Consider the following 19,505-nt stretch of genomic DNA (forward strand, 5'->3'; position numbering starts at 1 on the left):
AAATCCCTATGTTGCATATCTTCTGTCCTCACTGCGGCGAACTGCGCTCTGAAGAGGAATTCCATTCGTCCGGCCAGGCGCATATTCCGCGCCCTCTCGACCCGAATGCCTGCACCGACGAGCAGTGGGGCGACTACATGTTCTTCCGCGACAACCCCCGCGGCCTGCACCACGAGCTGTGGATCCATGCGGCCGGTTGCCGTCAGTATTTCAACGCCACCCGCGACACCGTGACCTACGAAATTCTTGAAACCTACAAGATTGGCAGCAAGCCGCAATTCACCGCCAAGGCTGCTGGAGAGAAGGTATGAGCCAGACCAATCGCCTGTCCAACGGTGGACGGATCGACCGCAATAAAGTCCTGACCTTCACCTTCAACGGCCAGACCTACAAAGGCTTTGAAGGCGACACCCTGGCCGCCGCCTTGCTGGCCAACGGCGTGGATATCATCGGTCGCAGCTTCAAGTACTCCCGGCCTCGGGGCATCTTTGCCGCCGGCTGTGAAGAGCCCAACGCGGTGCTGCAGATCGGCGCCACCGAAGCCACCCAGATCCCCAACGTGCGCGCCACCCAACAGGCGCTGTACCAAGGTCTGGTCGCCACCAGCACCAACGGCTGGCCGAGCGTCAACAACGACATGATGGGCATCCTCGGCAAGGTCGGCGGCAAGCTGATGCCGCCGGGTTTCTACTACAAAACCTTCATGTACCCGCAATCGTTCTGGATGACCTACGAGAAGTACATCCGCAAGGCGGCGGGCCTCGGCCGTTCGCCGACCGAGAACGATCCGGACACCTACGACAACATGAACCAGCACTGCGACGTGCTGATCGTCGGTGCCGGCCCTGCCGGCCTGGCCGCCGCCCTGGCCGCGGCACGCAGCGGTGCCCGGGTGATCCTGGCGGACGAACAGGAAGAGTTCGGCGGCAGCCTGCTGGACAGTCGCGAGAGCCTGGACGGCAAGCCGGCGGCGGAATGGGTGGCCAGCGTGATCGCTGAACTCCAGGCCCTGCCCGACGTGCTCCTGCTGCCTCGGGCCACGGTCAACGGCTACCACGACCACAATTTCCTGACCATCCACGAGCGCCTCACCGATCACTTGGGTGACCGTGCCCCGATCGGCCAAGTGCGTCAGCGCATTCACCGGGTGCGGGCCAAGCGCGTGGTCCTGGCCACCGGCACCCACGAGCGGCCATTGGTCTACGGCAACAACGACGTGCCGGGCAACATGCTGGCCGGTGCGGTCTCCACCTACGTGCGCCGCTACGGCGTGGCGCCGGGCAAGAAACTGGTGCTGAGCACCAACAACGATCACGCCTACCGCGTGGCCCTGGACTGGCTCGACGCCAGTCTGCAAGTGGTGGCCATCGCCGACGCCCGCAGTAACCCGCGCGGCGCCCTGGTGGAAGAAGCTCGGGCCAAGGGCATCCGGATCCTCACCTCCAGTGCGGTGATCGAAGCCCGTGGCAGCAAGCACGTCACCGCCGCGCGCATCGCGGCGATTGACGTCAAGGCCCATAAAGTCACCAGCCCCGGCGAATGGCTCGATTGCGACCTGGTCGCCAGTTCCGGCGGCTACAGCCCGGTGGTGCACCTGGCTTCGCACTTGGGCGGCAAGCCGGTCTGGCGTGAAGACATCCTCGGTTTTGTACCGGGTGAGGCACCGCAGAAACGTGTGTGCGTCGGTGGCATCAACGGTGTCTACAGCCTGGGCGACTCCCTGGCCGACGGTTTTGAAGGGGGCGTACGCGCTGCCAGCGAAGCCGGGTTCCAAGCGGTAGAGGGCGTGTTGCCCAAAGCCCTGAGCCGCCTTGAAGAGCCGACCCTGGCGCTGTTCCAGGTGCCCCACGAAAAAGGCACGGCGCGGGCGCCCAAGCAATTTGTCGACCTGCAGAACGATGTCACCGCCGCCGCCATCGAACTGGCGACCCGGGAAGGTTTTGAGTCGGTCGAGCACGTCAAACGCTACACCGCCCTGGGTTTTGGTACCGATCAGGGCAAGCTCGGCAACGTCAACGGCCTGGCGATTGCCGCCCGTTCGCTGAACGTGACCATCCCGCAGATGGGCACCACCATGTTCCGCCCGAACTACACGCCGGTGACCTTCGGCGCGGTGGCTGGCCGTCACTGTGGGCATATCTTCGAGCCGGTACGTTTCACCGCGCTGCATTCGTGGCACCTGAAAAACGGCGCCGAATTCGAAGACGTCGGGCAATGGAAGCGTCCGTGGTACTTCCCGAAACACGGTGAAGACCTGCACGCCGCGGTGAAGCGCGAATGCCTGGCGGTGCGCGACAGCGTCGGCCTGCTGGACGCCTCGACCCTGGGCAAGATCGACATCCAGGGCCCGGACGCCCGTGAATTCCTCAACCGCATCTACACCAACGCCTGGACCAAGCTCGACGTGGGCAAGGCCCGTTACGGCCTGATGTGCAAGGAAGACGGCATGGTCTTCGACGACGGCGTCACCGCCTGCCTCGCCGATAACCACTTCTTGATGACCACCACCACCGGCGGCGCGGCCCGCGTGCTGCAGTGGCTGGAGATCTACCAGCAGACCGAATGGCCAGAGCTCAAGGTGTACTTCACCTCGGTCACCGACCACTGGGCCACCATGACCCTGTCGGGCCCCAACAGCCGCAAGCTGCTGAGCGAAGTCACCGACATCGACCTGGACAAGGACGGCTTCCCGTTCATGACCTGGAAAGAAGGCCTGGTCGGCGGTGTGCCGGCGCGGGTGTTCCGTATCTCGTTCACCGGCGAGCTGTCGTACGAAGTCAACGTCCAGGCCGACTACGCCATGGGTGTGCTGGAGCAGATTGTCGAAGCCGGCAAGAAGTACAACCTGACGCCGTACGGCACCGAGACCATGCACGTGCTGCGGGCCGAGAAGGGCTTCATCATCGTCGGTCAGGACACCGACGGTTCCATGACCCCGGACGATTTGAACATGGGCTGGTGCGTAGGCCGTACCAAGCCGTTCTCGTGGATCGGCTGGCGCGGGATGAACCGTGAAGATTGTGTTCGTGAGGAGCGCAAGCAACTGGTGGGCTTGAAGCCGATCGACCCGACCGTGTGGCTGCCGGAAGGCGCGCAGTTGGTGTTCGACGCCAAGCAGGCGATCCCGATGAAGATGGTCGGCCACGTCACCTCCAGCTATGCGCACAACTCCCTCGGTTATTCGTTTGCCATGGGCGTGGTCAAGGGTGGCTTGAAGCGCATCGGCGAGCGAGTATTTTCGCCCCAGGCAGATGGCAGCGTGATTGAGGCGGAGATTGTGTCCTCGGTGTTCTTCGACCCGAAAGGCGACCGCCAGAACATTTGATAGCGTCCAGTGCGGCGTTCCCACGCAAAGCGTGGGAACGATCACAGAATTCAAGACAGGTGCTTTATGACCGCAGCCAATGTTTACCAACAACGCCCGACCACTGGGGCCAAGGCCGAATCGTCGCTGCATCACGCCGACCTGCCGAGCCTGGTGGGCAAGGGCCGCAAGAACGCCGGCGTCACCCTGCGTGAGAAGAAACTCCTCGGCCACCTGACCCTCCGTGGCGACGGCCATGACCCGGCGTTCGCCGCCGGCGTGCACAAGGCCCTGGGCATCGAATTGCCAGCGGCGCTGAGCGTTATCGTCAAAGGCGAAACCAGCCTGCAATGGCTAGGCCCGGATGAATGGCTGCTGATTGTACCGAGCGGTGACGAATTCGCCGCCGAGCAACAACTGCGTGAGGCGCTGGGCGACCTGCACATTCAGATCGTCAACGTCAGTGGCGGCCAGCAGATCCTTGAGCTGTCCGGCCCCAACGTGCGCCAGGTACTGATGAAGTCCACCAGCTACGACGTGCACCCCAACAACTTCCCGGTGGGCAAGGCGGTGGGCACGGTGTTCGCCAAGTCGCAACTGGTGATCCGCCGTACAGGCGAGGAGACCTGGGAGCTGCTGGTGCGCCGCAGCTTTTCCGATTACTGGTGGTTGTGGTTGCAGGATGCCGCTGCCGAATACGGCTTGCGCGTAGAAGCCTGACATGAGGTGACGCTTATCTGTAGGAGCCGGCTTGCCGGCGATGGCGCCCTCAAGGCCGCTATCACCGACAAGCCCAGTTCCTGCAGGGGGGCGCACCAACTGAAGTTGCTTGAGGAGTTATCCGTAATGAGCCGCGCACCCGATACATGGATTTTGACCGCCGACTGCCCCAGCGTGCTCGGCACGGTGGACGCGGTGACCCGCTTTCTGTTCGAGCAGGGCTGCTACGTCACTGAGCACCATTCCTTCGACGACCGGCTCTCGGGCCGTTTTTTTATTCGTGTGGAATTCCGCCAGCCGGACGGCCTCGACGAGCAGGGTTTCAGTACCGGCCTGGCCGAACGGGCCAAAGCCTTCGACATGAACTTCGAGCTGACGGCACCGAACTACCGGCCAAAAGTAGTGATCATGGTCTCCAAGGCCGATCACTGCCTCAACGACCTGCTGTACCGCCAGCGCATCGGCCAGCTGTCCATGGACGTAGTGGCAGTGGTGTCCAATCACCCTGATTTGAAACCTTTGGCCGACTGGCACCAGATTCCCTACTACCATTTCCCCCTCGACCCCAACGACAAGCCGTCCCAGGAGCGCCAGGTGTGGCAAGTGATTGAAGAGTCCGGTGCGGAATTGGTGATCCTTGCGCGCTACATGCAAGTGCTGTCGCCGGAGCTGTGCCGCAAGCTCGATGGCAAGGCGATCAATATCCATCACTCGCTGCTGCCGGGCTTCAAGGGTGCCAAGCCTTATCACCAGGCCTACAACAAGGGCGTGAAACTGGTGGGGGCGACCGCTCACTACATCAACAACGACCTGGACGAAGGCCCGATCATCGCCCAGGGCGTGGAAGTGGTGGACCACAGCCACTACCCCGAGGACTTGATTGCCAAGGGTCGGGATATCGAAGGCCTGACGTTGCCCGGGCCGTGGGTTATCACATTGAAAGGCGGGTGTTCTTGAACGCCAACAGGACCGTTGTTCTTTAAGAGCAGCAGCAAGCTCCAAGCGGTAAGCGACAAGTAACAGCGGTTTTCACTCTTCTTGCGGCTCATAGCGTGCCGCTTGAAGCTTGACGCTCCTTCCACTCTCTTCACAACAACAACTACAGAGGTGACTGACATGTCTGGTAATCGTGGCGTCGTGTATCTGGGCAATGGCAAGGTCGAAGTCCAGAAAATCGACTATCCAAAAATGCAGGACCCGCGCGGTCGGAAGATCGAGCACGGCGTGATCCTGCGTGTGGTTTCCACCAACATCTGTGGCTCGGACCAACACATGGTGCGCGGCCGTACCACTGCCCAGGTCGGTCTGGTCCTGGGTCATGAAATCACCGGCGAAGTGGTCGAGAAGGGCAGCGACGTCGAGAACCTGAAGATCGGCGACCTGGTTTCGGTGCCGTTCAACGTGGCGTGCGGGCGCTGCCGTTCCTGCAAGGAGCAGCACACCGGGGTCTGCCTGACCGTCAACCCGGCCCGCGCCGGTGGTGCCTACGGTTATGTCGACATGGGCGACTGGACCGGTGGCCAGGCCGAATACGTGCTGGTGCCCTATGCCGACTTCAACCTGCTGAAACTGCCGGACCGCGACAAGGCCATGGAGAAAATCCGCGACCTGACTTGCCTCTCCGACATCCTGCCTACGGGTTATCACGGCGCAGTGACGGCCGGTGTCGGGCCGGGCAGCACGGTGTATGTGGCCGGTGCCGGCCCGGTGGGCCTGGCGGCTGCGGCCTCGGCGCGTCTGCTGGGGGCGGCGGTGGTGATCATTGGTGACGTCAACCCGGTGCGCCTGGCCCATGCCAAGGCCCAGGGCTTTGAAATCGCCGACCTGTCCCAGGACACTCCGCTGCACGAACAGATCGCCGCCCTGCTGGGCGAGCCGGAAGTCGATTGCGCGGTGGATGCGGTGGGCTTCGAAGCCCGCGGTCACGGTCATTCCGGTGCCCAGCACGAAGCCCCGGCCACGGTGCTCAACTCCCTGATGGGTGTGGTGCGGGTGGCGGGCAAGATCGGTATTCCCGGCTTGTATGTCACCGAAGACCCGGGTGCCGTGGATGCCGCGGCGAAGATCGGCAGCCTGAGCATTCGTTTCGGCCTGGGTTGGGCCAAATCCCACAGCTTCCATACCGGCCAGACCCCGGTGATGAAGTACAACCGCCAGTTGATGCAGGCGATCATGTGGGACCGCATCAACATCGCCGAAGTGGTCGGGGTGCAGGTCATCAGCCTGGACGACGCGCCGCGTGGTTACGGTGAGTTCGATGCCGGTGTACCGAAGAAATTCGTCATCGACCCGCACAAACTGTTCAGCGCCGCCTGAGGCTTGAGGCGATAGAAGGAAAGGGCGACCCACGGGTCGCCCTTTTTCATTGTTGCAATGTGCAGTGTCAGGCGATCAGAGGGTAGCGGCTGACGAGGGGCCGTCAGTAGCCTCGGCCCGGGTAGTCGAACCAGTGTTCTCCACTCAGGATCTCCTTCACATGGGCCTCGCTGAAAATGCCTGGCGCATCCCGCTGGAAGCGCGACCGCCACTGAGGCAGCCACCAGTAATTCAGCGCCGTGCCTCTGGGGAGAAGCACCATGCTCAGGACTGATCGATCAATGAGCCCGCGCTGATACAGCTCGTGACTGCGGTCCATGAAGTCGAGGTAGTAGTCGATGGGCAGTGAGAGCATCAGCACGGCGGTGTGAAACTTTTCGCTGGGCGCTCGTTGCGGGCTCTCCAGCAGGCCCAGGGCTTCGCAGTAGTGGGCCTGGGGCTGGCGGGCCAGCGCCTGGGCTGATGGCACGCCGAGAATGATCAGTGAGCTGATCTCCTCTTGCCAGTCGGCTCCGTGGGTGTCCTTGAAGTATTGGCTGATGACTTCGGTCAGTGGGCCAGGGGCACGGTCTGCGCCTGAGCACAGGTTGCTGTCGATGGGGCGGCCGATGGCCCAGATGGCGATAGAGACGGCCAAGGCCAGGGCGATGCAGCCGTAGAGGGCTGTTCTTGTAGGGGATCGATTCACTTGAAACGCCGGAAAATGCAGGGGGCTGGTTCGGCCGCTTGAGGCTGGCGCAGACCCTGTTTGTGAGTGGGCAGGGGAGTTTAGCGTGGGTTGCTTCGCTGGCAAGCCAGCGCCTACAGGCGAAGGCGGCGGTTACAGCGCCGCCAATTGCCCTTGGTACAACACCGGCCCGGTGGGCTGGCCGGTGGGTGAGCCGCCATGGGGTTCGAGGCTCACGGCGAGGGCGATGGGGGTGCCCAGCAGGTCGCGCTGGGCCTGGCTCAGGTTGATCCGGCCCTTGCCGCCCATGGGCACCACGCCCAGGGAAATCGGTTGGCCATCGGCCGGGATCGCCCACAGCTCCAGGCTGCGGTCCAGGCCCACTGTCGCCAGGGTCAATGGCTCGACTTGCAGGTATTGGGCATGGGCCTGGATGCGCAGCGCCGGTTCCTGGCTGGCGCTGAGCAGGGTGGCGCTGTAGCGCACCTGGTCGCTCTGCTGGATAAAACCGATGTACAGGGTGGCCAGCACGGCGCAGGCGGCAATTGCCAGGCGCAGGCGCATCCACAGCGGATTCTTTTTCGGCAAGTGCAGGACCTGAGGCTCAATACGAACCTGGATGCCATCCCACACATGCTCCGGCACGTCCTGCTCCGGCAGGGTTTCGGTCAGGCTGGCGAGGCTCTCCTGCCATTTCGCCAGTTCTTCACGCAGGGCCCCGTCGTCCAGCAACAGCTGTTCGAAGCGTCGGCGCGCGGCACCCTGCATCAGGCCGATGGCGTAGTCGGCAGCCAGGGCGCGGCGTCGGCTGGGCGTCTGGTAGTTCATGATTCAAGGCACCTGCGCAGGCGCTCCATGCCCCGGCGGATCCACGACTTGACCGAGCCCAGGGGCGCCGCCAGGTGGTCGGCCAGCTCCGAGCAGGACAGTCCTTGGAAGTAGGCGACGCTGATCGACTGACGTTGCATGCCCTCCAGGCTGTCCAGGCAACGGTTCAGGGCCTGGGCCTGGCGGGCGCTGTCCAGCAGTTCGTGGGCGGAGGGGCCCTCGTCGGGCAGTTGCTGTTCTTCCCGTTCGCTCAAGGGTCGGTCGCGGTGTTTGCGCAACTGGTCGATGGCTTGATTGCGCAGGATGTGGGTCATCCAGGTCAGCGGTGCCGAGAGGTGGGCTTGGTAGCGTGAGGCGTTGTTCCAGATCCGTATGAAGCTTTCCTGCAGCACTTCTTCGGCCAAGTCGTGGCGGCCCATGAAGCGCAAGGCCACGCCGTGCAGGCGTGGGGCGACGCTGCGGTACAGGCTCTCGAAGGCGCGGCGGTCGCCCAGGGCACATTGGGCCAGCAGTTGCCTGAGATGATCGGGGTCGAGGGTGGAAATAAGCGTTCTCCAGACAAACCGGCGGTGAGCGCAAGGCACCGGTTTGCAAGGCCGGTTGGCAGAGATTAGTCCAGGGTGCGCGGTTGTTCCATTCATCGGGAATATCCTCCAGGGCATGGCCTATACGTTGCCCCCGGGCCCCTGGATGCAGCGCCGACGGACGACCGGAACATTCACCGGGCCGATCAGTCAAAACGCTGTTTTCCATCCCACTGTCGAGGATGGCGACAGGTTCACTGAGGTTGCTTCGATGAAGATTTCACGCGGTTTGCTACTGGCTTCACTGATGACCTTGGCCGCGGGCCCAGTGTTGGCCGGGTTCAGCCTGGGGGACGTGGCCGGGGCCATTGCCGGTGCCCAGGGCAACAAGGCCGGGGAGGCCGCCACCACCCCTGAAACGGCCGGCCTGCTGGACAGCCTGGGGTCGCAATTGAAGATCAGCCCCGAGCAGGCCGTCGGCGGGGCCGGTGCCATGCTGGGCCTGGCGAAGAACCAGTTGAGCTCCACCGACTACGCGCAATTGGCCAAGAGCGTTCCGGGGTTGGACCAGTTGGCGGGCAACAATGCCCTGAGCGGGCTTGGCGGTTTGGGAGGGTTGCTGGGTGATTCCGCCAAGTCCCCGGCCCTCGACGGTCTGCTGGGCAATGTGAAAACCACCAGCGACCTGAACAACACCTTCGGCGCCTTGGGCATGGACAGCGGCATGATCGGCCAATTTGCTCCGTTGATCCTGCAGTACCTCGGGCAGCAGGGCGTTGGTGGTTCGTTGCTGCAAAGCCTGGGCGGTATCTGGGGCACCGGCAGCTGATCAGCCCTGCTCGCCACGTAACTGGGCAATGCGTCGGTCCTTCTCGGTCCAGAGCTGGTTGACCCAGTTCTGGACGTGTTGGCGAAACGCCGGATCGTTTTCGTAATCCCCCTGCCACAACGCCGGGTCCAGTTCACGGGTGTGAATGTCGATGATCACCTTGGGCACTGCGCCGCTGATCAGTTCCCAGAACCCCGGAATCTTCTGCTGCGGATAGACCACGGTGACGTCGAGAATCGCGTCCAGTTGTTGGCCCATGGCGGCCAATACAAAGGCTACGCCGCCCGCCTTGGGCTTGAGCAGGTAGTTGAAGGGGGAGCCCTGTTGCTGGCGTTTTATCGGGGTGAAGCGGGTGCCTTCCAGGTAGTTGACCACGGTCACCGGCTGGCGCTTGAACAGCTCGCAGGCGGCCTGGGTGATTTCCAGGTCCTTGCCCCGCAGTTCCGGGTGCCTGGCCAGGAAGGCCTTGCTGTAGCGCTTCATGAAGGGGTAGTCCAGGGCCCACCAGGCCAGGCCCAGGAACGGCACCCAGATCAGCTCGCGCTTGAGGAAGAACTTGAAGAACGGGGTGCGCCGGTTGAGGGCCTGGATCAGCGCCGGGATGTCCACCCAGGATTGGTGGTTGCTGACCACCAGGTACGAAGTGTCGACCCGCAGGCCTTCGCCGCCACGAATGTCCCATTGTGTGGGGATGCACCGGGCGAAGATCAGTTTGTCGATCTCGGCCCAGGTTTCGGCGATCCACATCACGGCCCTTGAGGCGTTATCGCGCCAGCGCCCGGGCAGGACCAGCTTGAGCAGGGCAAACACCATCAGTGGGCCGAACAGCACCAGGGTGTTGAGCAGGAGCAGCAGGGTGACGAAACAGCCGGTGAGCAGGCGGCGCATAAGCAACTCTTGGCAAACTTTTGGACGGGCAATCATAAGCAGCTTGGGCGCAGAGGCCAAATGCCCAAGTGCTGACGAATGTTTCACTTATATACAGTTATGCTTTTGCCCACTCTGCACGTTGAACCCATTGCCCGGCAGCGGTCTAAAAAACCGCTGCCCACTTTCCAAGGAACCCCCTCACGTGAAATCCGTCCTGGCTTTGCTGTCCCTTCTCGCGCTGCCGGTCATGGCCGCCGAGCCCACGCTGTACGGGCGCTACGAATACATCCAGTTGCCGGAAATCGGCGAAACCCTCAAGGCCAAGATGGACACCGGCGCCCTGACCGCGTCGCTGTCGGCCAAGGACATCGAGACCTTTACCCGCGACGGTGAGGATTGGGTGCGCTTCCGCTTGGCCACCAAGGGTGCCGACAACAAGGTCTACGAACACAAAGTGGCGCGCATCAGCAAGATCAAGAGCCGCGCCGATGAAGATGAAGACAGCGAAGAACCGCAGGCGGCCAAGCGCCCGGTGGTGGACCTGGAAATGTGCCTGGGCAACGTCAAACGCACGGTGGAGGTCAACCTCACCGACCGTAGCGGCTTCAACTACCCGTTGCTGATTGGCGCCAAGGCCCTGCGCGAGTTTGGCGCCGCGGTGAACCCGGCCCGACGCTATACGGCGGACAAGCCCGACTGCTGATTGACGGCGCCTGAGGCATCCGGCACCTTTCCCGCACTTAACCTCTGTGCTCGGATGCCATGCCCCATATCCTGATTGTCGAAGACGAAGCGGCGATTGCCGATACGCTGATTTTTGCCCTGCAGGGTGAGGGTTTCAGTACCACCTGGCTGAGCCTGGGCCAGGCGGCGTTGGACCACCAGCGGGCGACGCCGGCGGACCTGATCATTCTCGACATCGGCTTGCCGGACATCAGCGGCTTCGAGACCTGCAAGCAGTTGCGGCGCTTCAGCGAAGTGCCGGTGATGTTCCTCAGTGCCCGGAATGGCGAGATCGACCGCGTGGTCGGCCTGGAGATCGGCGCTGACGATTATGTGGTCAAGCCCTTCAGCCCCCGGGAAGTGGCGGCACGGGTCAAGGCCATCCTCAAGCGCATGGGCCCGCGGACCAGCGAGGCTGCGCCCTTGTTTGTCATCGACCCGGAGCGGGTGCAGATCAGCTACCGCGGCCAGCCCCTGAGCCTGACCCGTCACGAATTCCGTTTGTTGCAGAGCCTGCTGGAACAGCCCGAACGGGTGTTCAGTCGCGAGCAGTTGCTGGACGCCCTGGGGGTGGCCGCCGACGTCGGTTACGAGCGCAATATCGACAGCCACATCAAGAGCCTGCGGGCCAAGCTGCGGGCAGTGGCGGCCAGTGCCGAGCCGATCCAGACCCATCGTGGCCTGGGCTACAGCTACAGCCCGGTGAACAGCTGATGCCATTGGGCGTACGGATTTTCCTGGTCTATGTGCTGTTTGTCGGCCTGACCAGCTACTTCGTGCTCAACACGGTGATGGAGGAAATCCGCCCAGGGGTGCGCCAGTCCACCGAAGAAACCCTGGTGGACACCGCCAACCTGATGGCGGAGATCCTGCGGGACGACTTCAAGGCCGGGACCCTCAACGAAAACCGCTGGCCGCAGTTGCTGCATGCCTATGGCGAGCGCCAGCCGGCGGCGACCATCTGGGGGTTGCCGAAGAACCAGGTCAACCACCGTATTTACGTGACCGACGCCCAAGGCAAGGTGGTGCTGGATTCCAGCGGCGTCGCCGTGGGCCAGGATTATTCGCGCTGGAACGATGTGTACCTGACTTTGCGCGGCCAGTACGGCGCCCGTTCTACCCGGGCCGTGGCCGAAGACCCGGACTCGTCGGTGATGCACGTCGGCGCGCCGATCCGTGACAACGGCCAGATCATTGGCGTGGTCACCGTGGCCAAGCCCAACAGCTCGCTGCAGCCCTATGTGGACCGCACCCAGCGGCGCTTGATCTGGTACGGCGCCGGGGTGATCGGCCTCGGCCTGCTGTTCGGCGGCTTGTTGTCCTGGTGGCTCAGCGCAGCCTTGCGGCGCCTGACGGCCTATGCCCAGGCGGTCAGCGAAGGTCGGCGCGCCGAGTTGCCCCATTATCGCGGCGGCGAGTTGGAGCAGTTGTCCACGGCGGTGGAGCACATGCGTACCCAGTTGGAGGGCAAGGCCTATGTGGAGCGCTACGTACACACCCTGACCCATGAATTGAAGAGCCCGCTGGCGGCGATTCGCGGCGCGGCCGAGCTGCTGCAAAGCGAGATGCCGGTGGAACAGCGGCAGCGCTTTGTCGGCAATATCGACAGCGAAAGTGCGCGCATGCAGCAGTTGATCGAGCGTCTGTTGAACCTGGCCCAGGTCGAGCAGCGCCAGGGCCTGGAAGAACGGGTGGCGGTGCCCTTGGCGCCCCTGCTCAAAGAGCTGCTCGATGGCCAGGCCGCGCGCATCCAGCGCAAGCAGTTGCGCATCGAGCAGCAGATCGCCCCGGACCTGGCGCTCAACGGCGAGCCGTTCCTGCTGCGCCAGGCCCTGGGCAACCTGCTGGAGAACGCCCTGGATTTCACCCCGCAGCACGGCCTGCTGCGCATCGGCGCCGAACGTGAGGGCGATGAGCGGGTGTTCTCCCTGTTCAACCAGGCCGAGGCTATTCCCGACTACGCCCTGCCGCGCCTGTGCGAGCGTTTCTACTCCCTGCCACGGCCCGACAGTGGACGCAAAAGCACCGGGTTGGGGCTCAATTTCGTTGCCGAGGTGGTGCAGTTGCACGGCGGCCAGATGAGCATCGGCAATGTGCCGGATGGGGTGCTGGTGACCTTGCGCCTACCTTGATCGGTGGGCGTTCTCCACAGAGTCTCCACACAGCCCTCATAAAACCCCCACAGCGACGCCCCAGACTTTCTCCCATCAGAACAGGGAGAGAACCCCATGAACCACCGCAGTCTGGCCTTGAAACTCGGGGCTATTGCCCTTTTGATCCTGTTGTTGCTGGTGCCGCTGCTGATGATCGGCGGGCTGATCCAGGAGCGTCAGCAACTGCGTGATGGTGTGCTGGAAGACATCGCCCGCAGCTCCAGCGGTAGCCAGCAACTCACCGGCCCAGTGCTGGTGGTGGACTATCGCAAGACCGTGCGCGTCTGGAAGACCAACGAAAAAACCAATAAACGCTACCAGGAAAATACTGAGGTGGAAGGGCGCCTGTTTTTCCTGCCCGAGCATTTCGAACTCAATGGCCAGGCCCAGACCGAACTGCGGGCGCGGGGCATCTACGAGGCGCGGCTGTTCCACGCCGACAGCCATATCAGCGGTTACTTCGCTGTTCCCGAGCAGTACGGCATCAAGGAAGACTTTGCTGATTACCAGTTCGACCCGCCCTTCCTGGCAGTGGGCATCAGCGACATCCGCGGCATCGAGAACGCCCTCAAGCTGCAACTCAATGGCCAGACCCTGGATTTTGCCCCGGGCACTTACGTCAGTTGGCTGGACGAAGGCGTGCACGCCATGTTGCCGCCCCTGGATGTGAAGAAGGTGACCCAGTTGGACTTCGGTTTCGACCTGCGCCTGCAAGGCACCGGTCAACTGGAGGTGGTCCCGGTGGGCAAGACCAGCAAGGTGCAACTGGGCGCCAACTGGCCGCACCCGAGCTTTATCGGCAACTACCTGCCGACCGAGCGTGAAGTCACCGACCGCGGCTTTTCGGCGACTTGGCAGACCTCGTTTTTCTCCACCAACCTGGAACAGGCGATGGACCGCTGCGTCACCAGCCAGAAGTGCGGCGACTTCCATGGCCGCAGCTTTGGCGTGAGCTTTATCGACCCGGTGGATCAGTACCTGAAAAGCGACCGTGCGATCAAATACGCCCTACTGTTTATCGGCCTGACCTTCGCCGGCTTCTTCCTGTTCGAAGTGCTCAAGAGCCTGGCGGTGCACCCGGTGCAATACGCTCTGGTGGGGGTGGCCCTGGCGTTCTTCTACCTGTTGCTGCTGTCGTTGTCGGAGCACCTGGGCTTTGCCCTGGCCTACCTGTTGTCCGCCAGCGGCTGTGTGGTGCTGATCGGCTTCTACGTCAGCCATGTGTTGCACAGCGCCGGGAAAGGCACCGGGTTTGCGCTGGCGTTGGCGGCCTTGTACGGCCTGCTGTATGGCTTGCTCAGTGCCGAGGATTACGCGCTGCTGATGGGCTCGCTGCTGCTGTTTGGCCTGCTCGGGGTGTTTATGGTGCTGACCCGTAAGCTGGACTGGTACGGCATTGGCCAGGACAAGGGCGAGAAACCCCTGCAATTCGAGCTGGGGGCGGTGCAATGAGCCGGTCACTGGGCTTGCGTGAGGATCAACGGCTGGGCGAGGTGTTGGCGCAACGGATTGGCGGCTTGTTCCCGGTGGACCTGTTGTGGCTTGATCGCCGGCCGGCCCCTGACGGGCAGCGGCGGCCGGCGACCAACGGCGTCACACCGCAGGCTGGGTGGCGAGCATCGAGGGGCGTTGACTGACTTCGGCGTACCAGGCGGCCAGTTGCGGCTGGGCCTCGCGCCAGTTCAGGTCCGGGTGGCGGAAGTCCAGGTAACCCAGGGCGCTGGCCACGCCAATGGAGGCCACATCGAAGTGGCAGGCCAGTTCGGCAATGGCCTCGGCCTCAAGCTCGGCCAGGGCGCGACGGATCTTGTCGCGCTGACCGTCGAGCCACAGGTCCCAGTGTTTCTCCGGCGCGCGCAGGGCCACTTCGTAACGGATCAGCACCGCCGAGTCGAGAATGCCGTCGGCCAGTGCCGCCAGGGTCAGGCGCCGCCAGCGGGACGAGCCCTCACGGGGGATCAGCGGGTTACCCACGTGTTGCTGGTCCAGGTACTCGACAATCACCCGGCTGTCGTAAAGTACGTTGCCGTCGGCCAGGCGCAGGGCGGGAATCTTGCCCAGGGGGTTGTCCTTGATCAGTTCGGCGTCCGGGCTGACCGGGCTCAGTTGGCTGTTGACCAGGGCCACGCGATTCAATTGCCCGGTCTCGTGCAGCAGCACCATGACTTTGCGCACGTAGGGCGAGGCGGGGTTGTGGAACAGCGTCATGCTGGGGGTGGACATGGACATTCCTCGAAGGGGGCGGGGGCACCCGGGGATCTTATCCCAGAGCCGGGCCGACGCCACAGCGGCGGATTCAGTATCCTGCTGCCGCCCCTCAACGAGGCTTCAAGGAGAGCAGGATGCGCAGGCGTTATATGCAACATGTGTGGGTCACCCAGGTCTTGCTGGCCTTGGGCAGTGCTGCGGTGTATCTGGCGTTGCAAGTGGAATGGCGGCGTCATGGCGAGGGTACGCCGGAGTACCTGATGGTGTTCACCTGGCTGGCCCGTACCTGGCTGCCTCTGGCGTGGCTGGTGTTGGCGGCCGGGGCCCTGGCGTTATGGCTGCGTGCCCGCCATGGGGTGAGCCGTGGCCTGCATTGGGGGTTGGCGCTGAGTTACCTGCCATTGCTGTTGTTGGTCGGCGTTGGCGTGTTGATCGCCGCCGGCGCGGTGCTGGAGAACCTCAGGTTCGCCCCGGCCATCCTGCTGGGCCTGGGGCTGTCATTTCATATGCTGCTGCGCTTTCCCCGACGTTGCGCTAGCGTCCCCGGTAACCGCTGAGTAGCCCGCGCAATGCGATCAGGGTCGGCAGCCCGAGGCCGATCCAGCTCAGGCTGTCCCAGATCCCGTCCCCTAGCAGTGCGGCAAACAACCCGGTTGCGGTGAGCAACGCCAACCAGGCCGGGGTGCCGAAGACCTTCCAGAAATTCGAGGCCCGGGGCTTCATGGCAGCACCTGCGCTGCGGCCGGTTTGGCCCCACGCCGGCGGACGACCCACAGGTACAGGCCGCTGCCCAGGACGATGATGGTCAACACATCCAGCGCCGCCCACAGCACCTGCATCGGCAGGCCGCCGTAGTCGCCAAAGTGCAGGGGCTGGGACAGGCCCATGGCGTCCATGTACCAAGGGCGCTCGGCCACGGCGGTGACCTCCAGGGTGCTGGCGTCGATCAGCACCGGGGTCAGCAGGTGTGACGTCAGGTGGGTGCTGCCTTTCATGAACACCGCGTAGTGGTGCTCGCTGGAAAAGCGCGTGCCGGGGAAGGCAATAAAGTCGGCCTGCATGCCGGGCGTCGTCGCTTCGGCAATTTCCAGTAGGCGGCTGGCAGGGGCCAGTCGGGTCAGGGGCGGGGCATCCTGGTAGGGCGCGATCATGGCGCTGAGGGCATCGTTGCGCCAGGCAGCGATCAGCAGGTCGGCGCAGGCGCTGACGACCCCGGTCACGCCCACCACCAGGGCCCAAGTCAGGGTCACCACGCCGATCAGGTTGTGTAGGTCGAGCCAGCGCAGGCGGGTGGATTTGTCCCGGCGCACGGTGGCGAAATCCAGGCGGCGCATAAACGGCAGGTAGAGCACCGTGCCGGAGACAATCGCCAGTACAAACAGCAGCCCCATGAAGGCCAGCAGCAGCTTGCCCGGCAACCCAGCGAACAGGTCCACGTGCAGGCGCAGCATGACCATCATCAGCCCGCCATTGGCCGAGGGCATGGCCACGGCCTCGCCGGTGCGGGCGTCGAGCATGAAGGTGTGGGACGAATTGGGCTCGGTGCCGGCGGTCTTGGCCATGATCGCCACCACGCCGTTGGGCTCGTCTGCGTCCCAGCCGAAGTACTGCATGACCTCGCCCGGACGATGGGCCTCGGCGGCGCGCACCAGCTGTTGCAGGTCCAGGTGCGGGGTGTCGGCGGGCAGCACCTTGAGCTCGGCGGCATCGCCCAGCAGGTGGTCGATTTCATGGTGGAAAATCAGCGGCAGGCCGGTCAGGGCCAGCATCAACAGAAAGACCGTACAGATCAGGCTGCTCCAGGTGTGGACCAGGGACCAGCGACGGATGGTGGTGCTTTTCATCACGGCTCCAAAGGCCAAAGGGCCGCGTTTGAGGCGGCCCTTTGGCGAGGGTTATCCCTTCTTAGAATTTGTATTTGACGCTGGCGACAACGTTGCGCTGATCGCCGTAGTAGCAGTAAAAGCCGTCGCAGGTGGAGAGGTAATCCTTGTTGAAGATGTTCTTCGCATCCAGTGCCACCGTGACGCCTTTGAGCGTGCTGTTCACGCGACCCAGGTCGTAATGCGCCGAGGCGTCATACACGGTGTAGGAGCCCACATGCCCCCAGTCGGTGTTGGTGGTGTTGCCGTAGGTGTCGCCGACGTAGCGTACGCCCGCACCCACACCAAAACCGTCCAGTGCCCCCTCGTGCCAGGTGTAGTCGGCCCAGGTGGTGGCCTGGTTGCGCGGTACCTGGGCCATGCGCTTGCCTTTCTCGGCAGCGGTGCCTTTGACAATCTCGCTGTCGTTGTAGGTGTAGGAACTCACCAGCTTGAGGTTGTTGGTCACGTCCGCAGTGGCTTCCAGTTCCAGGCCGCGTACGCGGACCTCACCCACTTGACGGGTGATGTTGGCTTCGGTGACCGACATGTTTTCCTGGGTCAGGTCGAACACTGCTGCGCTGAGCAGGGTTTTGCTGCCAGGTGGCTGGTACTTGACCCCCACTTCGTACTGTTGCCCGGTGGTGGGTTTGAAGGCATCGAGCTTGTTGGTGGGGGCGCCATTGGTGGGTTGGAAGGACTCCGCGTAGGAGAGGTAGGGCGTTACGCCACTGTCAAAGACATAGCTCAGGGCGGCGTTGCCACTGAACTGCTTGTTGCGCTGGGTGCTGGTGGCGTCCTGCAAGTTGTGGAAGGTGGTGGCAGCATGCACCCAGTCTTCACGACCGCCGAGGGTCAGGCGCCAGTTGTCCAGGGACATCTGATCCTGGGCATAGAGCCCGGTTTGCTGAATTTTCTGGTTGTAGTCGTACATGGTGAAGTACTGGACCTTGGAGAAGTCCTGGCCATACACCGGGTTGTTGATGTTGCTGGCCGGTACCCCGGCCGAGCCCCAGAGCCAGCGAGAGTCATTGTCGGAGCGCTGGTGGTCCAGGCCCAGCAGCACGGTATGGCTCACTGCGCCGGTCTGGAAGTCGGCCTGGAAGTTGTTGTCGACAGCGATCTGGCCAATGTTTTCGTCGACCTTGCCGGCGGTACGTTGCACGGTGCCGTCGGCGCTGACGGCCTGATCAGGACCTGCCGGCCAGATTTGACCACCGGCGGTGATGCCCTGGAAGTTCAGTTCGTTCTTGGTGTAGCGCAGGTTCTGGTGGAACTGCCAGGTGTCGTTCAGGCGGGTTTCGAAGGCGTAGCCCAGGGAGTAGTAGGTCCGATCGTAGAACTCCCAATCCGGATCGCCGAGGTTTTTATGATGGGAGATTTTGCCGGCCGGGCTGCTCAGCTTGGTGCCTTGCAGCGGCAGGAACTGCCCGGTGATGCCGGTATCGTCGCGGGTGTACTGCGAGAGGAACGTCAGCTTGGTGTCGTCGTTGATGTTCCAGGTCAGGCTGGGAGCGATGTTGTAGCGCTTGTCCGGGATGTGGTCCACCGGCGCATTGCTGTCGCGCACGGTGCCGCTCACGCGGTACAGGAACTGGCCTCCATCATCGATCTTGCCGGTGCTGTCGAAGTTGATCTGCTTGTGTTCGTTGCTGCCGGCCTGGACTTCGACTTCATGGCTGCTTTGTTCCTGGGGGCGGCGGCTGACCATGTCCAGCAGGCCGCCTGGCGGGGTCTGGCCATAAACCGAAGAGGCCGGACCGCGCAGTACCGCAATGCGTTCAAGGTTCCAGGGCTCGATCTTCGGCGTGACGTAAGTGCCTCGGGGCAATGGCAAGCCATCGAGGAATTGCGTCGGCACGAAGCCTCGTACCAGCAACCAGTCGTTGCGCGAGTCGGAGCCGTAGCCACTGCTTTGCACACCGGCGGTGTAGCGCAGTGCGTCGTTGAGGCTGAGCACTGGGCGATCGTCCATTTGTTCGCGGGTGATGACCGAGACCGAGCGTGGCAGTTCGGCGATGGGCGTATCGGTCTTGGTCCCGGCGGCGGTGCGGGTGGCGAGGTAGCCATCCGCCGGTCCCCAGGCGCTTTCGAACGCCTGTTGCCCGGTGATGCTGGTTTCTGGCAGGGCCATCACGCCCTCCGGGATCGGCGCCAGGGTGTAGGTGCCGGCGCTGCCTTGTTCCAGTTGCAGACCCGAGCCGCGCAGGGCTTCGTGCAGGGCGCCGATGGCGTCGAACTGGCCGTTGACCGGGGCCGAGGTCTTGCCGGCCGCGAGGGACGGGTTGAGGCTCAGGGCCACGCCGGCCTGGCTGGCGATACGGTTGAGGGTGCTGGCCAGGGGCGCCGCCGGCAGGTTGTAGGCGCGCACGCTGGAAGCCTGCTCGGCCGCCAGCAGCGGGGAACTGGCCAAGGGGGCGCACAGGGCAATGGCTACGGCCAGCAGGCTGGGGCGCAGCAGGGTGTCAAGCGGGCGGTACATACGGCGGCTCCTGAATGGA

At 63.5% G+C, this 19,505-nt stretch carries 18 protein-coding genes and 1 pseudogene; 11 read left to right on the forward strand and 8 right to left on the reverse strand.

Annotated elements, in window-relative coordinates; genetic code table 11:
* Nucleotides 1-8 precede the first annotated feature (8 nt).
* From M1B35_RS18795 to fdhA, 5 genes and pseudogenes are all read left to right on the forward strand, one after another.
* Complete coding sequence (locus tag M1B35_RS18795; protein WP_123327533.1) at nucleotides 9-311, forward strand: sarcosine oxidase subunit delta; 303 nt, start codon at nucleotides 9-11, stop codon at nucleotides 309-311.
* Nucleotides 308-3,325 carry a sarcosine oxidase subunit alpha gene (locus tag M1B35_RS18800; protein WP_268262748.1) on the forward strand — a complete coding sequence of 1,006 codons (3,018 nt, stop codon included), beginning with the start codon at nucleotides 308-310 and terminating at the stop codon, nucleotides 3,323-3,325. Before M1B35_RS18795 ends, M1B35_RS18800 begins: the two co-directional genes overlap by 4 nt.
* Before the next feature lie 66 nt (nucleotides 3,326-3,391).
* On the forward strand, nucleotides 3,392-4,024 hold the full coding sequence (locus tag M1B35_RS18805; RefSeq protein ID WP_268262749.1) for a sarcosine oxidase subunit gamma: 633 nt from the start codon (nucleotides 3,392-3,394) through the stop codon (nucleotides 4,022-4,024).
* Nucleotides 4,025-4,150: 126 nt separating this feature from the next.
* Nucleotides 4,151-5,007: pseudogene (gene purU, locus M1B35_RS18810) on the forward strand (formyltetrahydrofolate deformylase).
* A gap of 133 nt (nucleotides 5,008-5,140) precedes the next feature.
* A complete protein-coding gene (gene fdhA, locus M1B35_RS18815; protein ID WP_123327529.1) occupies nucleotides 5,141-6,340 on the forward strand; it encodes a formaldehyde dehydrogenase, glutathione-independent in 1,200 nt (399 codons plus the stop codon).
* 103 nt (nucleotides 6,341-6,443) lie between these two features.
* Here the strand turns inward: fdhA and M1B35_RS18820 are convergent, their stop codons facing one another.
* From M1B35_RS18820 to M1B35_RS18830, 3 genes are all read right to left on the reverse strand, one after another.
* Nucleotides 6,444-7,028 (reverse strand): hypothetical protein, encoded by a 585-nt coding sequence (locus tag M1B35_RS18820; RefSeq protein WP_268262750.1) that lies wholly within the window; start codon nucleotides 7,026-7,028, stop codon nucleotides 6,444-6,446.
* A gap of 132 nt (nucleotides 7,029-7,160) precedes the next feature.
* Entirely contained in the window at nucleotides 7,161-7,835 is a 675-nt protein-coding gene (locus M1B35_RS18825; RefSeq protein ID WP_268262751.1) for an anti-sigma factor, read from the reverse strand.
* A complete protein-coding gene (locus M1B35_RS18830) occupies nucleotides 7,832-8,476 on the reverse strand; it encodes a sigma-70 family RNA polymerase sigma factor (RefSeq protein WP_268262752.1) in 645 nt (214 codons plus the stop codon). Before M1B35_RS18830 ends, M1B35_RS18825 begins: the two co-directional genes overlap by 4 nt.
* A 154-nt stretch (nucleotides 8,477-8,630) precedes the next feature.
* Between M1B35_RS18830 and M1B35_RS18835 the strand changes: the two genes are divergently transcribed.
* Complete coding sequence (locus M1B35_RS18835) at nucleotides 8,631-9,188, forward strand: DUF2780 domain-containing protein (protein WP_123327525.1); 558 nt, start codon at nucleotides 8,631-8,633, stop codon at nucleotides 9,186-9,188.
* On the opposite strand, the gene M1B35_RS18840 is transcribed toward M1B35_RS18835, so the two are convergent.
* On the reverse strand, nucleotides 9,189-10,076 hold the full coding sequence (locus M1B35_RS18840; RefSeq protein ID WP_268262753.1) for an acyltransferase: 888 nt from the start codon (nucleotides 10,074-10,076) through the stop codon (nucleotides 9,189-9,191). It lies immediately after the preceding gene.
* 184 nt (nucleotides 10,077-10,260) lie between these two features.
* On the opposite strand from M1B35_RS18840, the gene rloA2 reads away from it, so the two are divergent.
* The 4 genes from rloA2 to creD all read left to right on the forward strand — a co-directional run bounded on the left by rloA2 (nucleotide 10,261) and on the right by creD (nucleotide 14,386).
* Nucleotides 10,261-10,761, forward strand: coding sequence for a retropepsin-like aspartic peptidase RloA2 (gene rloA2, locus M1B35_RS18845; protein WP_268262754.1), 501 nt, complete (start codon nucleotides 10,261-10,263; stop codon nucleotides 10,759-10,761).
* Between the two features lie 59 nt (nucleotides 10,762-10,820).
* A complete protein-coding gene (gene creB, locus M1B35_RS18850) occupies nucleotides 10,821-11,495 on the forward strand; it encodes a two-component system response regulator CreB (protein WP_123327522.1) in 675 nt (224 codons plus the stop codon).
* Entirely contained in the window at nucleotides 11,495-12,913 is a 1,419-nt protein-coding gene (gene creC / locus M1B35_RS18855) for a two-component system sensor histidine kinase CreC (protein WP_123327521.1), read from the forward strand. The genes creB and creC overlap by 1 nt, the downstream gene beginning before the upstream one ends.
* Nucleotides 12,914-13,009: 96 nt before the next feature.
* Complete coding sequence (gene creD, locus M1B35_RS18860; RefSeq protein ID WP_123327520.1) at nucleotides 13,010-14,386, forward strand: cell envelope integrity protein CreD; 1,377 nt, start codon at nucleotides 13,010-13,012, stop codon at nucleotides 14,384-14,386.
* A 141-nt stretch (nucleotides 14,387-14,527) separates the two neighbouring features.
* Here creD and M1B35_RS18865 read toward each other — a convergent pair whose 3' ends face one another.
* On the reverse strand, nucleotides 14,528-15,157 hold the full coding sequence (locus M1B35_RS18865) for a glutathione S-transferase (RefSeq protein WP_123327518.1): 630 nt from the start codon (nucleotides 15,155-15,157) through the stop codon (nucleotides 14,528-14,530).
* Nucleotides 15,158-15,276: 119 nt separating this feature from the next.
* On the opposite strand from M1B35_RS18865, the gene M1B35_RS18870 reads away from it, so the two are divergent.
* Complete coding sequence (locus tag M1B35_RS18870) at nucleotides 15,277-15,699, forward strand: hypothetical protein (RefSeq protein ID WP_123327517.1); 423 nt, start codon at nucleotides 15,277-15,279, stop codon at nucleotides 15,697-15,699.
* Here the strand turns inward: M1B35_RS18870 and M1B35_RS18875 are convergent.
* The 3 genes from M1B35_RS18875 to M1B35_RS18885 form a co-directional block, all read right to left on the reverse strand.
* Nucleotides 15,677-15,865 (reverse strand): hypothetical protein, encoded by a 189-nt coding sequence (locus M1B35_RS18875; RefSeq protein ID WP_268262755.1) that lies wholly within the window; start codon nucleotides 15,863-15,865, stop codon nucleotides 15,677-15,679. The two genes, M1B35_RS18870 and M1B35_RS18875, sit on opposite strands and share 23 nt — an antisense overlap.
* Nucleotides 15,862-16,986: a PepSY-associated TM helix domain-containing protein gene (locus M1B35_RS18880; RefSeq protein ID WP_123327515.1), complete on the reverse strand. Its 1,125-nt coding sequence runs from the start codon at nucleotides 16,984-16,986 to the stop codon at nucleotides 15,862-15,864. Before M1B35_RS18880 ends, M1B35_RS18875 begins: the two co-directional genes overlap by 4 nt.
* A 61-nt stretch (nucleotides 16,987-17,047) precedes the next feature.
* On the reverse strand, nucleotides 17,048-19,486 hold the full coding sequence (locus tag M1B35_RS18885) for a TonB-dependent siderophore receptor (RefSeq protein WP_268262756.1): 2,439 nt from the start codon (nucleotides 19,484-19,486) through the stop codon (nucleotides 17,048-17,050).
* Between the last annotated feature and the right edge of the window lie 19 nt (nucleotides 19,487-19,505).

This window comes from Pseudomonas morbosilactucae (assembly GCF_023241665.1).
In the GTDB taxonomy this organism is placed as follows: domain Bacteria; phylum Pseudomonadota; class Gammaproteobacteria; order Pseudomonadales; family Pseudomonadaceae; genus Aquipseudomonas; species Aquipseudomonas morbosilactucae.

Coding starts and splice junctions, on each gene's coding strand:
- M1B35_RS18835 (WP_123327525.1), top strand. CDS start 8,631: ATGAAGATTTCACGCGGTTTGCTACTGGCTTCACTGATGACCTTGGCC.
- M1B35_RS18840 (WP_268262753.1), bottom strand. CDS start 10,076: ATGCGCCGCCTGCTCACCGGCTGTTTCGTCACCCTGCTGCTCCTGCTC.
- creB (WP_123327522.1), top strand. CDS start 10,821: ATGCCCCATATCCTGATTGTCGAAGACGAAGCGGCGATTGCCGATACG.
- M1B35_RS18865 (WP_123327518.1), bottom strand. CDS start 15,157: ATGTCCACCCCCAGCATGACGCTGTTCCACAACCCCGCCTCGCCCTAC.
- fdhA (WP_123327529.1), top strand. CDS start 5,141: ATGTCTGGTAATCGTGGCGTCGTGTATCTGGGCAATGGCAAGGTCGAA.
- M1B35_RS18805 (WP_268262749.1), top strand. CDS start 3,392: ATGACCGCAGCCAATGTTTACCAACAACGCCCGACCACTGGGGCCAAG.
- M1B35_RS18830 (WP_268262752.1), bottom strand. CDS start 8,476: ATGAATGGAACAACCGCGCACCCTGGACTAATCTCTGCCAACCGGCCT.
- M1B35_RS18880 (WP_123327515.1), bottom strand. CDS start 16,986: ATGAAAAGCACCACCATCCGTCGCTGGTCCCTGGTCCACACCTGGAGC.
- M1B35_RS18885 (WP_268262756.1), bottom strand. CDS start 19,486: ATGTACCGCCCGCTTGACACCCTGCTGCGCCCCAGCCTGCTGGCCGTA.
- M1B35_RS18875 (WP_268262755.1), bottom strand. CDS start 15,865: ATGAAGCCCCGGGCCTCGAATTTCTGGAAGGTCTTCGGCACCCCGGCC.
- M1B35_RS18870 (WP_123327517.1), top strand. CDS start 15,277: ATGCGCAGGCGTTATATGCAACATGTGTGGGTCACCCAGGTCTTGCTG.
- M1B35_RS18795 (WP_123327533.1), top strand. CDS start 9: ATGTTGCATATCTTCTGTCCTCACTGCGGCGAACTGCGCTCTGAAGAG.
- creC (WP_123327521.1), top strand. CDS start 11,495: ATGCCATTGGGCGTACGGATTTTCCTGGTCTATGTGCTGTTTGTCGGC.
- M1B35_RS18825 (WP_268262751.1), bottom strand. CDS start 7,835: ATGAACTACCAGACGCCCAGCCGACGCCGCGCCCTGGCTGCCGACTAC.
- M1B35_RS18800 (WP_268262748.1), top strand. CDS start 308: ATGAGCCAGACCAATCGCCTGTCCAACGGTGGACGGATCGACCGCAAT.
- creD (WP_123327520.1), top strand. CDS start 13,010: ATGAACCACCGCAGTCTGGCCTTGAAACTCGGGGCTATTGCCCTTTTG.